At 67.8% G+C, this 16361-nt stretch carries 19 protein-coding genes; 10 read left to right on the forward strand and 9 right to left on the reverse strand.

Annotation, left to right across the window (positions count from 1 at the left end):
- Positions 1–36: 36 nt before the first annotated feature.
- Positions 37–2169: a 4-alpha-glucanotransferase gene (gene malQ, locus G6N43_RS16160; protein WP_083150707.1), complete on the reverse strand. Its 2133-nt coding sequence runs from the start codon at positions 2167–2169 to the stop codon at positions 37–39.
- A gap of 19 nt (positions 2170–2188) precedes the next feature.
- Complete coding sequence (lysA, locus tag G6N43_RS16165) at positions 2189–3460, reverse strand: diaminopimelate decarboxylase (RefSeq protein WP_083150708.1); 1272 nt, start codon at positions 3458–3460, stop codon at positions 2189–2191.
- Between the two features lie 103 nt (positions 3461–3563).
- On the opposite strand from lysA, the gene G6N43_RS16170 reads away from it, so the two are divergent.
- Both G6N43_RS16170 and G6N43_RS16175 read left to right on the forward strand, forming a co-directional pair.
- A complete protein-coding gene (locus G6N43_RS16170) occupies positions 3564–4181 on the forward strand; it encodes a TetR/AcrR family transcriptional regulator (protein ID WP_083150709.1) in 618 nt (205 codons plus the stop codon).
- Positions 4178–5089, forward strand: a complete 912-nt coding sequence (locus G6N43_RS16175; protein ID WP_083150710.1) for an SDR family NAD(P)-dependent oxidoreductase — start codon at positions 4178–4180, stop codon at positions 5087–5089. The genes G6N43_RS16170 and G6N43_RS16175 overlap by 4 nt, the downstream gene beginning before the upstream one ends.
- Here G6N43_RS16175 and G6N43_RS16180 read toward each other — a convergent pair.
- Both G6N43_RS16180 and G6N43_RS16185 read right to left on the reverse strand, forming a co-directional pair.
- On the reverse strand, positions 5076–5360 hold the full coding sequence (locus tag G6N43_RS16180; RefSeq protein WP_083150711.1) for a DUF202 domain-containing protein: 285 nt from the start codon (positions 5358–5360) through the stop codon (positions 5076–5078). The genes G6N43_RS16175 and G6N43_RS16180 overlap by 14 nt on opposite strands.
- A gap of 2 nt (positions 5361–5362) precedes the next feature.
- Positions 5363–5710 carry a YidH family protein gene (locus G6N43_RS16185; RefSeq protein WP_083150712.1) on the reverse strand — a complete coding sequence of 116 codons (348 nt, stop codon included), beginning with the start codon at positions 5708–5710 and terminating at the stop codon, positions 5363–5365.
- 41 nt (positions 5711–5751) lie between these two features.
- Here G6N43_RS16185 and G6N43_RS16190 point away from each other — a divergent pair, with 41 nt between their 5' ends.
- A complete protein-coding gene (locus G6N43_RS16190; RefSeq protein WP_083150713.1) occupies positions 5752–6951 on the forward strand; it encodes an MFS transporter in 1200 nt (399 codons plus the stop codon).
- On the opposite strand, the gene G6N43_RS16195 is transcribed toward G6N43_RS16190, so the two are convergent.
- Genes G6N43_RS16195 through G6N43_RS16210 form a run of 4 tightly spaced genes read right to left on the reverse strand, consistent with a single transcriptional unit; the run spans position 6920 to position 9157 of the window.
- Complete coding sequence (locus G6N43_RS16195) at positions 6920–7243, reverse strand: DMT family transporter (RefSeq protein WP_083150980.1); 324 nt, start codon at positions 7241–7243, stop codon at positions 6920–6922. The genes G6N43_RS16190 and G6N43_RS16195 overlap by 32 nt on opposite strands.
- Entirely contained in the window at positions 7243–7581 is a 339-nt protein-coding gene (locus G6N43_RS16200) for a DMT family transporter (RefSeq protein WP_083150714.1), read from the reverse strand. The genes G6N43_RS16195 and G6N43_RS16200 overlap by 1 nt, the downstream gene beginning before the upstream one ends.
- Positions 7582–7604: 23 nt before the next feature.
- Entirely contained in the window at positions 7605–8228 is a 624-nt protein-coding gene (locus tag G6N43_RS16205) for a TetR/AcrR family transcriptional regulator (RefSeq protein ID WP_083150715.1), read from the reverse strand.
- Positions 8225–9157 carry an oxygenase MpaB family protein gene (locus G6N43_RS16210; RefSeq protein WP_083150716.1) on the reverse strand — a complete coding sequence of 311 codons (933 nt, stop codon included), beginning with the start codon at positions 9155–9157 and terminating at the stop codon, positions 8225–8227. The genes G6N43_RS16205 and G6N43_RS16210 overlap by 4 nt, the downstream gene beginning before the upstream one ends.
- A 103-nt stretch (positions 9158–9260) precedes the next feature.
- On the opposite strand from G6N43_RS16210, the gene G6N43_RS16215 reads away from it, so the two are divergent.
- The 4 genes from G6N43_RS16215 (at position 9261) to G6N43_RS16230 (ending at position 14097) form a co-directional block, all read left to right on the forward strand.
- Positions 9261–10823: a carboxylesterase/lipase family protein gene (locus tag G6N43_RS16215; protein ID WP_083150717.1), complete on the forward strand. Its 1563-nt coding sequence runs from the start codon at positions 9261–9263 to the stop codon at positions 10821–10823.
- Positions 10824–10896: 73 nt separating this feature from the next.
- Positions 10897–11778: a sterol desaturase family protein gene (locus G6N43_RS16220; RefSeq protein WP_083150983.1), complete on the forward strand. Its 882-nt coding sequence runs from the start codon at positions 10897–10899 to the stop codon at positions 11776–11778.
- A gap of 43 nt (positions 11779–11821) precedes the next feature.
- Positions 11822–13228, forward strand: coding sequence for an NAD(P)/FAD-dependent oxidoreductase (locus G6N43_RS16225; RefSeq protein ID WP_083150718.1), 1407 nt, complete (start codon positions 11822–11824; stop codon positions 13226–13228).
- A 188-nt stretch (positions 13229–13416) separates the two neighbouring features.
- The gene (locus tag G6N43_RS16230; protein ID WP_083150719.1) at positions 13417–14097 is read left to right on the forward strand and encodes an Rv1815 family serine proteinase; all 681 of its coding nucleotides are present in this window, start codon (positions 13417–13419) and stop codon (positions 14095–14097) included.
- Here G6N43_RS16230 and G6N43_RS16235 read toward each other — a convergent pair.
- Positions 14094–14534: a nitroreductase/quinone reductase family protein gene (locus G6N43_RS16235; protein ID WP_083150720.1), complete on the reverse strand. Its 441-nt coding sequence runs from the start codon at positions 14532–14534 to the stop codon at positions 14094–14096. The genes G6N43_RS16230 and G6N43_RS16235 overlap by 4 nt on opposite strands.
- 100 nt (positions 14535–14634) lie before the next feature.
- Here G6N43_RS16235 and G6N43_RS16240 point away from each other — a divergent pair, with 100 nt between their 5' ends.
- The 3 genes from G6N43_RS16240 to G6N43_RS16250 are packed head-to-tail and all read left to right on the forward strand — an operon-like array spanning position 14635 to position 16330.
- The gene (locus tag G6N43_RS16240) at positions 14635–15312 is read left to right on the forward strand and encodes a TetR/AcrR family transcriptional regulator (protein ID WP_083150721.1); all 678 of its coding nucleotides are present in this window, start codon (positions 14635–14637) and stop codon (positions 15310–15312) included.
- 42 nt (positions 15313–15354) lie between these two features.
- On the forward strand, positions 15355–15702 hold the full coding sequence (locus G6N43_RS16245) for an ArsR/SmtB family transcription factor (RefSeq protein ID WP_083150722.1): 348 nt from the start codon (positions 15355–15357) through the stop codon (positions 15700–15702).
- Positions 15695–16330: an SRPBCC family protein gene (locus G6N43_RS16250; protein ID WP_083150723.1), complete on the forward strand. Its 636-nt coding sequence runs from the start codon at positions 15695–15697 to the stop codon at positions 16328–16330. Before G6N43_RS16245 ends, G6N43_RS16250 begins: the two co-directional genes overlap by 8 nt.
- The last annotated feature ends 31 nt before the right edge of the window (positions 16331–16361 follow it).

Here is a 16361-nt window from a genome sequence, read left to right on the forward strand (position 1 = left end):
GTGCCGAATGTGAAACCGGAGAAGAGGTGCTCGGCGTTACACCGGCGGATTCACCGCACGCAGCATGACCTCGGCCAGCGCGGCCGCGCGGGGATCGGTGAAAACGGCCTCGAGCAGCATCTTCTTACCGTTTGGACCCGCCAGCGGCACCCGCCAGTTCGGGTATTCATCGCTGGTGCCGGGCTGGTTCTGGGTGCGCAGATCGCCGACCGCGTCGGCCAGCGACAGCGCCAACAGCCGCGAGGGCGTCCGGCCCAGGTACTGATACAGCGCCCTGACCACCTGATCGACCCCGGCTTCGTCCAGATCACCGCTCAACAGACCGACGCGACGCAGTTCGTCGAGCCAGGACTCCTGCTGCCGGCGATCGGCGGCCAGCTCCTCCTCGGCGGGCCGGGTCAGCAGCCCCAGTTCGTCGCGCAACCGGACGTGTTCACCCGCAAGGTAGCCGGGTGTCGGCGGTAGATCGTGGGTGGTGACCGATGACAGGCAATACTCGCGCCAGCGTTCGGCGTGCAATGGTCCGCCGTCACCGTCGCGGTCGAACTCGAACCACAGGATCGACGTGCCGAACAGGCCCCGTTCGCTCAGATAGTCACGCACCCACGGTTCGACGGTGCCGAGGTCCTCGCCGACGACCACGGCGCCGGCGCGGTGCGCCTCCAGCGCGACGATCCCGATCATCGCCTCGTGGTCGTAGCGCACGTAGGTGCCTTCCGTCGGCGGCGCACCCTTCGGGATCCACCACAGCCGGAACAGCCCGATGATGTGGTCGATGCGCACGCCGCCCGCATGCCGCAGCAGCGAGTTGACGAGTGCGCGGAACGGCGCGTACGCCCGGTTCGCGAGTTCGTCGGGCCGCCAAGGGGGCTGCGACCAGTCCTGACCGAGCTGGTTGAACTCGTCCGGCGGTGCGCCCGCGGTGACGCCGAGTGCGAGCACATCCTGCAGCGCCCACGCGTCGGCCCCGTTCGGATCGACCCCGACGGCCAGGTCATGCATGATCCCCAGGCCCATGCCCGCGGCGACCGACGTCGCCTGCGCCGTGGTGAGCTGATCGTCGAGCTGCCATTGCAGCCAACGGTGAAAGTCCACCGCCTCGGCGTGTTTCGCGGCGAACTCGGCGACCGCCGGGCTCGCGGGATGACGCAGCTCCTCCGGCCACTCGTGCCAGTCGGCGCCGTACTTCTCGGTCAGCGCACACCAGGTGGCGAACTCGTCGAGGCTGGCGCCCTGCCGCTCGCGATACGCCTCATACGCCAGTTCCCGACCCGCCGACCGCTTCACGCGGTACACCGCCTTCAACGCCGCGCGCTTGACCTTCCATGCGGCGTCACGGTCGATGAGGCGTGACTTCTGCGCGCGCGCCTGCACATGCTCACGCGCCTTGCGGATGTGTCCACGGTGGCGGACGTAGGCGAATTCGGGGATCGCCTCCACCCGCAGGTAGATCGGGTTGACGAAGCGTCGCGAGGTGGGCAGATACGGCGACGGCTCCATCGGGGCGGTCGGCGCGGCGGCGTGCAGCGGGTTGACGAGGACGAAGCCCGCACCGTGCTTGGTGGCCGACCACACCGCGAGGTCGGTGAGGTCCGTCAAATCGCCGATGCCCCAGGAGTTTTGGGAGCGAACACTGTACAGCTGGGTGGCCAGGCCCCAGGTGCGTCCCGGCGGGGGCATCAGCGAGGCGGGGGAGACGATGATCGGCGTACTGATGTCCGACGTCCCCAGCTGAAGGTGAAGCTCGTGATAACCGACCGGCAGGTCGGCGGGCAGTTCGAAGCTGGCCTCGCCGATCAGTCGGCCGTCGAGATCATAAGGCGCCCTGTTGTTTTCGAGCTGGCGCAGACCGGTGCGGACTGAGCCGTCCTCGAGCCGGGTCCACAACCGCACCGGATCGCCGTGCGTGACGTGCACCCAGAACGACGACGTGGACCCGGAACGGCCGACGATCACCGGCGGCAGCGCACTGGCCCAGTACTGCCGGTCGTGATCGGTCAATGCCGCCGCGCGCAGGTTTTCGGTCGCTGCCGGAACACCGAGGGCATCGAGCACGCCGATGAGCGTGGTTTCGGGCACCGTGATACTCCTGCCCGTCCAGTCCTCGTATTCGGTTGCGACGCCGTAGCGCCGCGCCAGCTCGACGAGTGACTCCGGGAGGTCGGCCATGGGGCCATCTTGCCCGCCGTCAGTCGACGTCGCGCATCAGGAGGTCATCCCAGGTGTCCCGGCGCACCACCAGACGCGCGTCGCCGTCGCGCGTGAACACCACAGGAACGCGGCGCGCGCCGTTGTACTGGTTGGACATCGTGTAGCAGTAGGCCCCGGTCACCGGTACCGCCAGCAGATCGCCGACCGCCGGTTCGCGCAGTGCAACACCGTCGACGAGCTGGTCGCCCGATTCACAGTGCCGCCCGACCACGCTGACGGTCTCGCCGCCGCCCACCCGGTTGACGATCGTCGCCTCGAACCGCTGGCCGGTGAGCGACACCTCGAGGTTGTCGCCCATGCCGCCGTCCACCGCGACGTGGGTGACGACCCCGCGCTTCACGGTCGTGATGCGGTACAGCGTGCACGCGCTGTTGGCGACCATGCTGCGGCCCGGCTCGACGATGATGCGGCTGCCCTCCGGCAGGAGTGCGTTCGCCTGCGTCACCATCGCGTGGGCGTACTCGTCGAGCGTCGGCGGGTGCTCGTCGTAGGTGTAGCGCACGCCGAGGCCGCCGCCGAGGTCGTACACCTCGAACGTGCCGAGCTTCGCGATGGGTTCGACGGCCTGGGCGAGTTGTTCGACGTTCAGCAGCTGCGAACCCACATGGGTGTGCACGCCGTCCAGCCGCATCTTGGCGCTGCGATCGATCCGCTTGATCGCCTCACGCGCATCGTCGGGCATCAGGCCGAACTTCGAGCCGGCGTGACCCGTCGCCTGCGATGCGTGGGTGGCGGCCTCCACACCCGGGATGACCCGGACCAGGCAGGGTTGCCGGCGGCCCGCGGGGACGATGCGCTCGAGCCGGTCGATGTCATCGAAGTTGTCCACCACGACCAGGCCGACGCCGCGCCCGACGGCCAGTTCGAGTTCCTCATCGGACTTTGCGTTGCCGTGCAACACGAGCCGCGCCGGGTCCGCGCCCGCCTTGATCGCGGTCAGGATCTCCCCACCGCCCGCGACGTCGATGTGGAGCCCCTCTTCCACCATCACCTGCTGAACTGCGGTGCACGGGAACGACTTCGACGCGAACGCCACGTCGCTGCGCGGCCATCGTGTGCGGAAGGCGGCGAGGTAGTCACGGGCCCGCTGTCGCAACGCGTCTTCGGAGACGACGATCGCCGGAGTGCCGAACTCCTCGGCGACATCGTCGAGACGGCAACCGCCGAGCATCAGCGTGCCGTCGCCGTCGCACCGCGTGGCCGGCGGGAAGAGGCCGATCAACTCGTGCGCGTGCGCGGCGACCGTCATCGCCTCAGCCTGCCACCGCGCGGGCGGGCGTGAACCTACTTGACGAAGTCCGCGACATCTCCTCGTTGCGCGTGCCGCGATATGCGGGTAGCGTCTGTCTGTAATGATCCTTACAGAACATGCACAGACGAAGAAGCAGCAGCAGGGCGAGCAGTCCCGTGAGCAGATCCTCGACGCCACCGAGAAGCTGATGGGTACTCGCGGCTACGCGGCGACCTCGATCAGCGACATCCGGAAGGCCTGCGGGCTGCCGGCCAGTTCCATCTACTGGCACTTCGGTTCGAAGGACGGCGTGCTGGCCGCGGTGATGGAACGCGGCGCCGAACGCTACTTCGCCGCGATCCCCGTCGAGGCCGATATCGAACAGCAGCTCGCCGCGGTCATCGCACAGCAGGAGCAGCATCCTGCGTTCCTGCGGCTGTTCCTGCTGCTGTCCCTGGAACGCCAGGACGACCCCGTCGTCGCCGCAGTGATCCGCCGGGTGCGTGACCGCGCGATCGAGCGGTTTCGCGACGCCGTGACGCAGCTGCTGCCCGACGACGTTCCCGCTGCCAAGGCTGACCGCGTATCGGCCGAACTCGCCGCGGTCGCCACCGCGCTGTCCGACGGCATCTTCCTGGCCGGTCACCTCGAACCCGACACGACGGACATCGCGCGCATGTACAGACGGCTCCACCAGACGGTGGTGGCACTGATCCCAATCCTGTTGGAGGAGAAATGAACACGCGAACCGCCATCATCACTGGAGCCAATGCGGGACTTGGACTCGAGTGCGCCCGCGCACTGCTCGCCGAGGACCCGTCATGGCATCTGGTACTCGCCGTGCGCGATGTCGGCCGCGGTGCCGACGCCGTCGCCGCACTGGGGCGCCCGGACCGGTGCACGGTGGCCGAGCTGGACCTCGCCTCGCTGCAGTCGGTGCGCGCCTTCGCCGAGAACCTTCGCGCAGCGGCGCTACCCCCGTTGCATGCGATCGTGTGCAACGCCGGTCTGCAGGTGGTCTCGGGCACCGAGTACACCGCGGAGGGGGTCGAGATGACGTTCGGGGTGAACCATCTCGGGCACTTCGCTCTTGTGCAGGCGTTGCTCGACGACCTGGCGCGTCCGGCTCGGATCGTCGTCGTCAGCAGCGGCACCCATGATCCGGCCAAGGTCACCGGTATGCCGTCGCCGAACTACACCACGGCCGAGCAGCTTGCGCATCCAGGCGAGTCGGAGGCGCCGGACGGCCGCCGCCGCTACACCACGTCGAAATTGTGCAACGTGCTGTTCGCCTACGAACTCGACCGCCGGCTGGGCAGCGGGGCCGACGGCGTCACCGTGAACACCTTCGATCCCGGACTCATGCCGGGAACCGGTCTCGCGCGCGACTACTCGTCGGCCGGGCGGTGGATGTGGCGGTACCTGTTTCCCGTCCTGCGCGTTCTGCCGAACGTCAACAGCACGCGCAACTCCGGCGCGCGCCTCGCAAGGCTCGTGCGGGATCCCGCACTCGACGCCGTTACGGCTGCGTACTTCGAAGGAAAGCGGGCGATCCCGTCGTCACAGGACTCCTATGACCGCGAGAAGGCACTCGATCTGTGGGCCACCAGCGAGCAGTTGCTCATGCAGGCGTCTAGAGACCGCTGAAGACCAGAATCATCGCCGCGAAAGCCGCTGTCGCCCAGCCGAGTAACACGACTTCGGTTCTCGGTTCGAGCGTCGTCCGGCGCGCCCGTCGGCGCCCCAGCCAGACCGTCAGCATGGCCAGGGCCGCCCCGACGATCGGCAGCACCGCCCGGCCGTCGTCGAGTGGGCCCGCACCGAGCAGCGGCAGAGCCCCAGCGACCAGAAAGCTGAATCCGCTCCGCTCCCAGGCAAGTTGGGTGCGTTGGGCCTGCAGCCCCGGCTTTTCCGGCATGGCTACGGCTGCACCGCGATGACGAAGATCAGCGCGATGGTCAGCACGACGATGGCACCGCCGAGCAGTATCGGCATCTGTGAGCGAGGCAGTTCGGCGCCCTCCTGCATCGCGGTCTGCACGGTGCGCCAGCGCCGAACCGCCAACACCGCGAGAACGCCTCCCGTCACCGTCAGCGCCGTCCCGAGGCCGTGGCGTATTCCGGGGATCGAGAGTGCCGGCACCAGCTGGACGACCGCGACACCACCAGCGATGAGCGCCAGTGCCGTGCGGATCCAGGCCAGAAACGTCCGTTCGTTGGCAAGGGTGAAGCGATAGTCCAGATCCTGGTCATCGCCGACAGCACCCACGCCAATGAGCTTAGGTTCCAAGGTCTGTAGTGTCGCCGAATATGGCGCCCGAACCTGCGAACGGGGCAGTGGCGCAGTATCGAAGGGCGCGCGTCGCCGTCGCGACGTTGTTCTTGAGCAACGGAGCGGTCTTCGCCAACCTGCTGCCGCGCTATCCCGAGATCAAGTCGGACCTGCACCTTTCCAATGCGGTGTTCGGCGCTGCGGTCGCCGCGTTCTCGGCGGGCGCGCTGGTGGCGGGTCTCGCGGCCGCCACCTTGATACGGCGATACCGGTCGTCGCGCGTGGCGGTCGTCGGCACCCTGGGCATCGCCGGCTTCGTTCTCGTCGCGGGACTCGCGTGCAACGCGCTGATCCTCGCAGCGGCGCTGTTCGTCGCGGGCGCCTCCGACGCCATCACCGACGTCGCGCAGAACGCACACGGACTACGGCTGCAGCGCGACTACGGCCGGTCGATCATCAACTCGTTCCACGCCGTCTGGGCGGCGGGCGCCATCCTCGGCGGCTTGATGGGCGCCGCCGCGATCGCGCTCGACATCTCGCGGGCAACACATTTGGCGATCTCGGCGCTTCTCTGCGCAGGCCTCGTCCTCGCCGCCTACCCGCACCTGTTGAAGGGACCCGATCACGACAATCATCCGTCGGCGCGCACCGGCGGCGGAAAGTCCGCCGGTCTCGCCGTCTACGCGACGCTGCTCGCGCTCGTCGTCATCGCCGTCGCGGGAGCCACCGTCGAGGACGCGGGAAGTTCCTGGGCGACGCTGTACCTGCGCGACAGCCTCGGCGCCCCGGGCCCGATCGCGGTCTTCGGGTACATCGCGGTGGTCGGATTCATGTTCGTCGGCCGGCTGATCGGCGACCGCCTGGTCGACCGGTTCGGTGAACGTACGGTGGTCCGCGCCGGTGGCGTGCTGACCGCGGCGGGAATGGTTGCCGCGCTGGCCTTTCCGTCGGTGCCCGGCACGATCGCGGGCTTCGCCGCAGCGGGGTTCGGGGTCGCGACCCTGATCCCGGCGGCGATGCACCGCGCCGATCAGCTGCCGGGTCTGCGTCCGGGCAGCGGGTTGACGGTTCTGACGTGGTTGATGCGGATCGGCTTCTTCGGCGCGCCGCTGCTCGTCGGGGTGGTGGCCGACGCGACGAGTCTGCGAGTCGGCCTGCTGGCGGTGCCGATCGCGGGACTGGTGGTTGTCGCCCTTGCGGGCGCGCTCAGTGCGCGACCCCGAGCATCTCGATCATGAGCACGCCGCCGACGATCAACGCGATACCGGCCCCCATCATCCACGTCAGGGGTTCGCGGAACAGGAAGTGCGCGATGACCGCCACCAGCGCGACGCCACATGCCGACCACACGCCGTAGGCGATGCCGACCGGCATGCCCAGCCCCAACGACACCCACAGCAGGTAGAAGGACAGCAGGTACCCGGCGATGATGGGTGCGATCCACGCCTTCTTGCGAAAGCCGTCCGACGCCCGCAGCGACAGGGTCGCGACCACCTCGACGAGAATCGCGCCCGCCAGCGCGAGCCACATCATGACTCGGCCGCTTGGGCGCGATGCGATCCGAACTCGACGAGCAGCACTCCGGCGATGATGAGGCCGATGCCCGCGACGATCGGCCACGTGAACGGATCACCGAAGAGCACGGCGGCGAACACCGCGGTGGCCGCCGTACCCAGCGCACCCCAGATTCCGTAGGCCACGCCGACGGGTACGCCCGCCCGCAGCACGAGCGTCAGCAGAAAGAACGACGCGACATAACCGACGACGACCACCACGATCCACGCCGAATGGTCCTGGGACGCGCGCAGCGACAGCGTCGCGGTGACCTCGGTGGAGATGGCTCCGGCCAGGAGCGCCCACTTCCGCACGCCAACAAGCTATGCCATCGGTGTCAGACGACGCGTTCCACCATGGGCGTCAGTACCTCGTGTGCGAACCGCCGCAGTTCGGCGTCGTCCCCGAAGTCCGGGTCGGACGGCGGCAGCGAGATGTAGGTGAAGAACAGTCGGGCGAACACGTCGGCCACCCATCGCACCTGTTGCGAGGCTTGCCCCGGCGCCTCGCCGTGGATGTAGTTGGCGATGAACGCCGATCCCATCTTCAGCAGTTCGGCCGAGTCGATCGGGGCCGGCTCGACATGTCCGGCGCGCCGCAGCATCGGGTTCTCGCGGGCGAACCGCACCGCGGCGATGAACGCCTCGGCCACCCCTTCGTGGGGATCCTCGACGGCCTCGATGGCATCGGCGACGGCCGCGAGGAACCGCTGGGTCTCCCGGCGGACCAGCGCCTGGACCAGATCGTCGCGGCGTGGATAGCGGCGGTAGGCCGTCATCCGCGAGACACCCGCGCGCCGGACCACGTCCTCAACCGTAATGCGTTGCAGCCCAACGGCCGCCGCCTCGAGCAGTGCGGCGTCGAGGATGCGCTGGCTGGTCCGATCGGTCGATTCGTCCCCACTGGCTGCACCCGACGACACCGCGCCTCCGATGACCTCGATCAGCTGGGCGTCGATCACGAGACGACCCTCGCTCGCACCCCGGCCGCCCGCTCGCGCGCGAGCTGCACGTAGGCCGGAGTGCCTACCGCCCAACGCAATTGGGCCGCGTCGAACCGCAGTGCGGGCCCGATGAGCCGGCGGGTCAGTGCGGATGGCCTGTCGTAGACGATGAGCTCGCGCGCCCATGACGGTGCTCGACTCATACCGGCGTAGATGGCGAATCGGTGCAACTGCCGATCGACCGGCGCGGGCAGGTCGGGGAAGAACGGTGACGTCATCAGGAAGTCGATGAACTCCCGCGTCTGCGCGTTCACGCTCAGCCTGGGCCGCATCGACTCGACATAGTCCTCGAGTTCGGCGACCGTCGTGGGCACCCAGTCGGCGCCGCCCATGCGGCCGATGACCGCCTGCTCGGACAGATAGCGGTCCTGCTCCTCGCGTGACAGCGGGCGCACGGTGTCTTCGTAGGTCCGCAGGATCATCCACGGGATGCAGGTGTGCACCCACGCGATCAACTCCGGATCGAGCGCCCGGTACGGCACGCCGTCGGGACGGATGCCGTTGACGAACGAGTGCACGTGTTTGACGCGCTCGATGACGCGGGTGGCGGCCTCGGTGTTGCCGAACGTAGTGGTGAGTACGTAGCCCAAGGTGGCGCGGGCCCGCTGGAACGGGTCCTCGCGGTAGTTGGACAGATCCTGGACACCCGCGACGACGGACGGATGCAGGATCTCCAGCACGATCGCGGGCAGCCCGGCCTGCGAGACCGAGGCCAGGTCGGCGTTGATCTCCCAGGACATGCTGTCCGGCCCGATCAGCCCGGGATCGCCGGGCGGTCCGCCGTACACCGCCGGATCGTCGTGTCGGCCCGCACCCTTCTCGAAGTCCTCGACGATGCGATGGCGAAGCCTCTCGACGCCACGCTTCGGTAGAAATGTGACACTCACCCCATCATCTATACCACTGTTAGGTGAAGCGGCAGGTCATGACCATCGATCTACCCGTGAGTAACCTGGAGTGGTTGTGTCCATCGGTTTGAGGAGGCCATCGGTGACGGCTGAGGCCAACACGCGGCGCGTCGCAGACGACCGGCCCGTCGTCGAAACCACCCACGGCCCGGTCCGGGGTGTCGACAACGGAACGGTCAAGGCGTGGAAGGGCATTCGCTACGCCGCCCCGCCCGTGTCAGACCTGCGGTTCCGGGCCCCGGTGGGTCCCGAACGGTGGTCGGAACCGGCCGACGCGACGAAGGTCGGCCCGGTCTGCCCGCAGCCCACGGACCCGAGGATCCCGATCGACCTCGGTGCGCCGCAGGGCGACGACTGCCTGACGTTGAACGTGTGGGCGTCCTCGGACACCGAGGCGGGCGACGCCAAGCCGGTCATGGTGTGGCTGCACGGCGGCGCCTACATCCTCGGGTCGTCGGCGCAGTCGCTCTATCACGGCGCTGCGCTGGCCGAAAGCGGCGACGCGGTGATCGTCACCCTCAACTACCGGCTGGGCGCACTCGGATTCTTGGATCTGTCCTCGTTCGGCGACGGATTCGACACCAACCTCGGACTGCGTGACGCGCTGTTCGCGCTGCAATGGGTGCGCGACAACATCGCGGCATTCGGGGGAGACCCGGACCGGGTGACCCTGTTCGGCGAGTCGGCGGGCGCGGGCATGGTGACCACGTTGCTGGCCAGCCCAGCCGCCGCGGGGCTGTTCTCCGCGGCGATCGCCCAGAGTTCGCCCGCCACCTCGATTTACGACCGCGAGCGGGGACGCCGCACCGCCGAACTGTTTCTCGACGCGCTGGGCGTCGGACGCGATGAGGTCCAGAGCCTGTCCGAGATGCCGATCGCCGCGGTCCTCGCCGCCTCCAAGAAGGTCTTCGACGAGGTACCCGTTCGCACGCCGGGCACGCTGGCGTTCGCGCCGATCATCGATGGGGACGTCGTCCCGGCGCATCCCGTCAGGCTCGCCAGGGAGGGGCGCACCCATCCCGTCCCGCTGATCATCGGCACCAACAAGCACGAGGCCTCGCTGTTCCGCTGGATGAAATCGCCGCTGATGCCGATCACCCCGCCCGCGCTGCGGGCGATGTTCAACGAGATCGCCTCCGAGCAGCCGGCCCTGCAGCTGCCCAGCGAAGCCCAGATCCGGAGCACGTACCGCGGTCGGCCCAAGACGATCGGCATGGGCGTGGCCCGCGACATCGGGTTCCGGATGCCGTCGATCTGGTTCGCCGAGGGCCACCGCGACGTCGCGCCGGTGTACCTCTACCGCTTCGACTTCGCGACCCCGATGCTGCGCGTGCTTCGTCTCGGGGCGGCCCACGCCACCGAGTTGCCGTATGTATGGGGCAATCTCGTCGCGGGACCGAAGGACCCGACGTTCAAACTCGGTGGGCTGAAGGCGGGCAAGACCGTTTCAGCGCGGCTGCGCAGCCGCTGGCTGAACTTCGCGAAGAGCGGCGAGCCGACCGCGTCCGCCGCGGACGCGCAGTGGCGGTCCTACCGCAAGGAGGACCGCGCGACGCTGGTGATCGACGCGGCCGAGAAGGTGGTCGAGGACCTGGACCGCGATGTGCGCCTGGCCTGGGGCGACGAGGTGCTTCACTTCCGCTAGGTCGTAAGCTTTTTTGCGAGGAGGTGTCACCGTGGACTCGAACGGCGTGCTGTCGCACGTGTTACCGCCGTTGATGCACGACCCGGTGACCTTTGCGATCCCGTTCTTCCTGATCGCGCTGATCATCGAATGGGTCGCCGCGGGCAAGCTCGCCCATGACGAGGCTGAACGCCCGCCTAACGGGGCGTACCTCAAACCGGATGCGTGGGCGAGCATCAGCATGGGGCTGGTGTCGATCTTCACCAGCGGCGTGCTGAACGCCGTCGCGCTGATCGGCTATGCCGCGCTCTACGTCTACGTCGCGCCCTGGCACCTGCCCGGGAACGCTTGGTACACGTGGGTGATCGCGATCGTCGGAGTCGACGTCCTGTACTACGTCTATCACCGGATCGCGCACCGGGTGCGTCTGGTCTGGGCGACGCATCAGGCGCATCACTCCAGCCAGTACTTCAACTTCGCGACGGCGCTGCGCCAGAAGTGGAACATCAGCGGCGACGTCTTCCTGCGGGCCCTGCTCCCGCTGTTCGGGGTGCCGCCCTGGATGGTGTTCGCCAGCTTCTCGATCAACCTCATCTACCAGTTCTGGATTCACACCGAGCGCATCGGAAAGCTCTGGCGCCCAATCGAGTTCGTCTTCAACACGCCGTCGCATCACCGTGTCCACCACGGGATGGACAAGCAGTATCTCGACAAGAACTACGGCGGCATCTTCATCCTCTGGGACCGGCTGTTCGGCAGCTTCCAGGCCGAGACCACCCGGCCGAACTACGGTTTGACCAAACAGGTGGACACCTACAACATCTGGACGCTGCAAACCCACGAGTATGTGGCCATCTTCCGCGACGTCCGGCGCGCCACCCGGTGGCGCGACAAGCTGGGCTACGCGTTCGGCCCGCCGGGCTGGGAGCCCGCCCGTCGCCCTGCGGAGGCCGGCGCCGCCGAGGTCCGCGTCTAGGGTTTTTCGGCGCCGACGCCGTCGGCCCCGTAGTCTCCGCCATGTGGAAACGGTGTTCGATGCCCCCGTCGACCCCGCGCTGGTCGAACGTTCGCTTGCGGCAACCACGTTCGGCTCGATGTGGCTGGACATTCCAAGGCCGGTCTACCCCCCGCTGAACACCTCGGTCAGCTGTGACCTCCTGGTGGTCGGTGGTGGTTACACCGGGCTGTGGACGGCCCTGCACGCGGCCGAGCGCAATCCCGGCCGCAAGATCGTCCTCATCGAGGCGCACCGTGTCGGCTGGGCGGCCTCGGGGCGCAACGGCGGTTTCGTCGACGCCAGCCTGACGCACGGTGCCGAGAACGGAAAGTCGCGCTGGCCCAACGAGTTCGACACGCTCGAGAAGCTCGGCATGGCGAACCTCGACGGTATGCAGTCCGACATCGAGCGCCTCGGCCTCAACACGGAGTGGCAGCGCACCGGGATGCTCTCGGTGGCCACCGAACCACATCAGGTCGACTGGCTGCGCGAGGCCGCCGACGCCGGCGAAGGCCGCTTCCTCGATGCGCAGCAGGTCCGCGCGGAGGCCGACTCGCCGACCTACCTCGCGGGCCTGTTCAGCCCGGACACCTGCGCCATCGTCCATCCGGCCAGGCTGGCGCTCGAACTCGCCCGCGCAAGTGCCGAAGCGGGCGTGCAGATCTATGAGGGCACCAACGCCACCGGCCTGCAATCCGACGGCGGCACACTGCGCGTCGCCACTGCGACGTCGACCATCACCGCGCGCCAGGTGGTGCTGGCGACGAACGTCTTTCCGAGCCTGCTGCGGCGAAATCGGCTGCGCATCGTCCCGGTCTACGACTACGTCCTGGCCACCGAACCGCTCACCGATGAGCAGCTGGCCCGTATCGGGTGGCAGGGCAGGCAGGGAATCGGCGACTGCGCCAACCAGTTCCACTACTACCGCCTGACCGTGGACAACCGCATCGTCTGGGGCGGCTACGACGCCGTCTACCACTTCGGCCGCAAGGTGAATCCGGCCTACGAGGACCGGCCGGCGACGTACCGTCGCCTCGCCGCGCATTTCTTCATCACCTTCCCGCAGCTCGAGGACGTCCGGTTCTCGCACCGCTGGGCCGGGGCCATCGACACCAACACGCGGTTCTGTGCGCACTGGGGGACTGCCCACGACGGCCGGGTCGCGTATGTGAACGGGTTCACCGGACTCGGGGTGGGCGCGGCCAGGTTCGCCGCCGACGTCTGCCTCGACCTGCTCGAGGGTGCGTGCACTCCGCGTACCGAACTGCAGATGGTGCGGGAGAAGCCGCTGCCGTTCCCGCCCGAACCCTTCGCGAGCATCGGCATCCAGGCGACGCGGTGGTCGCTCGATCGCGCCGATCACTCGGCCGGCCGCCGAAACATCTTCCTACGCACGCTGGACGCGTTGGGCCTCGGGTTCGACTCCTGACGCACCCCCGGCGCGGCCGTCGTTGCCACTCTGTAACGTCTTCGTGATCCGCGCCGATGGGGTGGGAGTAGGGACGACGTCGTTCGGTTGCTCCTGGTCGGGCGTGGTTATCGGGTTATCTCACTCGGCCTGTGAGCAGCGCTCTACGTCGGTACCCTTTACACACTTGAGACCCAAGGGGGGGCGACATGCGCCGACGGTGGTTACGAGTAGTCGCTGCGGCCGCGGCGCCGGTTGTCGCGCTCGTTCTCCCGGTCATGCCGGTCGGCGCCGATCCGGGAGTCGTCGTGTTCCCGGGTATGGAGGTCATCCAGGGCACCAACGCGTGCACCGTGGGATTCGTCGATACGCAGGCGCGGGTCGCCTACACCGCGGGCCATTGCCGCGGGGACGGCAGCGTGCTCGACCGGGGGCGCAGGTTCATCGGTCAGCAGGGGGCGTTCCGTGACAACACACCCAACGGCGCGACCATCGACACCAACCATCAGATCACCGACTGGGAGGCCATCAACCTGGCCTCCGACGTCACGGTCAACAACGTGCTGCCCCGGGGTCTGGTGCTCGTTTCCGATCCCGCGATAGTCCCCACGCCCGGTCTGGCGGTGTGCCACTTCGGTGTCGTCACGGGGGAGAGCTGCGGGAACATCCAGGCCGTGTACAACGGCTGGTTCACGATGGCCAACGGCGTGGTGAGTCAGAAGGGCGACTCCGGCGGGCCGGTCTACTCGGTCACCCCGGACGGTCGGGCCGCGATCGTCGGCATGTTCAACAGCACCTGGGGACAGTTCCCCGCCGCGGTGTCCTGGCACATCACCAGCCAGCAGGCACAGCAGGACGTCATCTCCGCGATGAACGCGCCTGCCCGCTAGCGCCGGAGTTCGAACACCGGGATCGAGGGCGCGGTCGCGCGCAGTTCGGCGTCCGACGATTGTGGCGTCAGCCCGCCGACATGGCCCTTGACCTCCCAGAACCACCGGTCGAGATAGCGCTTCAACAACGCCGGCTTGGCGTCGTCGGGCACCTCGGCGATGCCGACTTCGCGGGTGCGCCACCGAGGACCCATCTCGATGCGGCCTGCCGCCCTCGCATTGCGCACCCACTGGGTGTTTCCGCGGGGTGAGACCACGTAGTCGCGGCCGTCGACGGACAACAGGTTGACCACCACCCCGCGCCGCTTTCCGGTCTTGCGGCCGCGCACCCGGATCGCCATCGTGCCTGCGACGCTGATTCCGACCTCGGCCAGCAGCCGGAACAGTTGGTTGAAAGCCCGGGCAGCCGGTGTGGGCTGGTCGTAGCGGGTTGTCATCAGGTTCTCCTCAACTGTGAGAGCAGTGCTCTCTTTCGAGAGTGCCACGCGGTCGGGAGAATTTCAAGAGCAGTGCTCTCATTTATGCGACACTGGCGCGATGGGTAAGCGGCAGGACACTCGCGAACGGATCGAGGCCCAGATCATCGAGCTGGGCCGCCGCCATCTGGTCACCGAGGGCGCGGCCGGTCTCTCGCTGCGTGCCATCGCACGTGATCTCGGAATGGTGTCGTCGGCGGTGTACCGGTACGTGGCCAGTCGCGACGAACTGCTGACACTGCTGCTCGTCGACGCTTATACGGAGCTGGCCGATGCGGTGGACGAAGCCGGCGCGGCCGAAGCGTCGTGGCGTGACCGGCTGCATGCGATGGCCCACGCCGCCCGCGCGTGGGCGGTTGCTCACCCCGCGCGGTGGGCCTTGCTGTACGGCAGCCCGGTGCCTGGTTACCGCGCACCGGCGGAGCGGACCGTCGGCCCGGGTACCCGGGTGGTGGGCGCGCTGTTCGACGCCGTCGGTGCCGGGATCGAGGCAGGCGACGTCTCGAAGACCGAAGTCGTTGTGCCGCAGCCCTTGTCGTCGGACTACGACGGAGTGCGCGAGGAGTTCGACTTCTCCGGCGACGACTCCGCGCTCGCCAAATGCTTCCTGCTGTGGGCGGGCCTCATCGGAGCGATCAGCCTCGAGGTCTTCGGACAGTACGGACAGGACACGCTCACCGATCCGGCCGTCGCCTTCGACGTCCAGGTGAAACTGCTGATCGAGATGCTCACGAAATAATTCAGTATTGACTTATATAAGTTGAGACTTTAATTTGGTGGAGTGCACGCGTTCGACGTACTCGGCGATCCGGTACGCCGGCGCATTCTCGAACTACTGGCCGAGGGTGAGCAGTCGGCGGGGGCCATCGGTGCGCAGATCCAGGCCGAGTTCGCGATAAGCCAGCCCGCGGTGTCGCAACACCTGAAGGTGTTGCGGGAGAACGGGTTCACGTCGGTGCGTCCGGACGGCCAACGCAGGCTGTACGCGGTCAACGGTGCGGCGCTGCGCGACGTCGACGAGTGGCTGGACGGCTTCCGTCGCTTCTGGGCGCCCCACCTGGACGCCCTGGCGACCGAGATCGCGCGCGGTAAGCGACAACGCAGAAACCAAGGAGGACAACGTGACTGAGGTAGACGTCGAGCATCAGATCAAGGCCGTCGAACGCAAGTTGGGCACCCGCATCATCGATGCGAAAGAGGCGCACGTCGTCACCATCAGTCAGTCCTATGAGACCGACCAGGATGATTTGTGGGACGCCGTCACGAACATCGAGCGCATACCGAGGTGGCTGATGCCGATCACCGGCGAGCTCACGGTCGGCGGCAAGTATCAGTTGGAGGGACAGGCCGGCGGCACCATCCTCACCTGCGACCCGCCGAAGAACTTCACGGCGACTTGGGAATTCGGCGGTGGTGTCAGCTGGATCGACGTCACGGTCACCGCCGATGGGTCGGACCGCGCGCGCCTGGTGATCGAGCACATCGCCCATGTCGACGACCACTGGGAGCAGTTCGGGCCGGGCGCCGTCGGGATGGGCTGGGATTCGATGCTGCTCGGCCTGGCGATCCATCTGTCCACCGGCGAGGCCATCGACCCGTCGTTCGGCCAGCAGTGGATCGTCACCGACGATGGGAAGCGCTTCCTCGCGCTGTCGGGCGAAAGGTGGCGCGACGCGAACGTGGCGTTCGGGACCGATCCGGCGATGGCCAGTGCGATGGCCGAGCGGTGTCTGAAGGCCTACCTCGGCGAGGAATAGCAGGCGAGCAGAAACTAGAACACGTTCTAGC

It is taken from the genome of Mycolicibacterium moriokaense, from assembly GCF_010726085.1.
GTDB classification, from domain to species: Bacteria; Actinomycetota; Actinomycetes; order Mycobacteriales; family Mycobacteriaceae; genus Mycobacterium; species Mycobacterium moriokaense.

What these genes read in the sequence shown, in the direction of transcription:
- malQ (WP_083150707.1), bottom strand. Translation starts at nt 2,169, where the DNA reads ATGGCCGACCTCCCGGAGTCACTCGTCGAGCTGGCGCGGCGCTACGGC.
- lysA (WP_083150708.1), bottom strand. Translation starts at nt 3,460, where the DNA reads ATGACGGTCGCCGCGCACGCGCACGAGTTGATCGGCCTCTTCCCGCCG.
- G6N43_RS16170 (WP_083150709.1), top strand. Translation starts at nt 3,564, where the DNA reads ATGATCCTTACAGAACATGCACAGACGAAGAAGCAGCAGCAGGGCGAG.
- G6N43_RS16175 (WP_083150710.1), top strand. Translation starts at nt 4,178, where the DNA reads ATGAACACGCGAACCGCCATCATCACTGGAGCCAATGCGGGACTTGGA.
- G6N43_RS16180 (WP_083150711.1), bottom strand. Translation starts at nt 5,360, where the DNA reads ATGCCGGAAAAGCCGGGGCTGCAGGCCCAACGCACCCAACTTGCCTGG.
- G6N43_RS16190 (WP_083150713.1), top strand. Translation starts at nt 5,752, where the DNA reads ATGGCGCCCGAACCTGCGAACGGGGCAGTGGCGCAGTATCGAAGGGCG.
- G6N43_RS16195 (WP_083150980.1), bottom strand. Translation starts at nt 7,243, where the DNA reads ATGTGGCTCGCGCTGGCGGGCGCGATTCTCGTCGAGGTGGTCGCGACC.
- G6N43_RS16220 (WP_083150983.1), top strand. Translation starts at nt 10,897, where the DNA reads ATGCACGACCCGGTGACCTTTGCGATCCCGTTCTTCCTGATCGCGCTG.
- G6N43_RS16230 (WP_083150719.1), top strand. Translation starts at nt 13,417, where the DNA reads ATGCGCCGACGGTGGTTACGAGTAGTCGCTGCGGCCGCGGCGCCGGTT.
- G6N43_RS16235 (WP_083150720.1), bottom strand. Translation starts at nt 14,534, where the DNA reads ATGACAACCCGCTACGACCAGCCCACACCGGCTGCCCGGGCTTTCAAC.
- G6N43_RS16240 (WP_083150721.1), top strand. Translation starts at nt 14,635, where the DNA reads ATGGGTAAGCGGCAGGACACTCGCGAACGGATCGAGGCCCAGATCATC.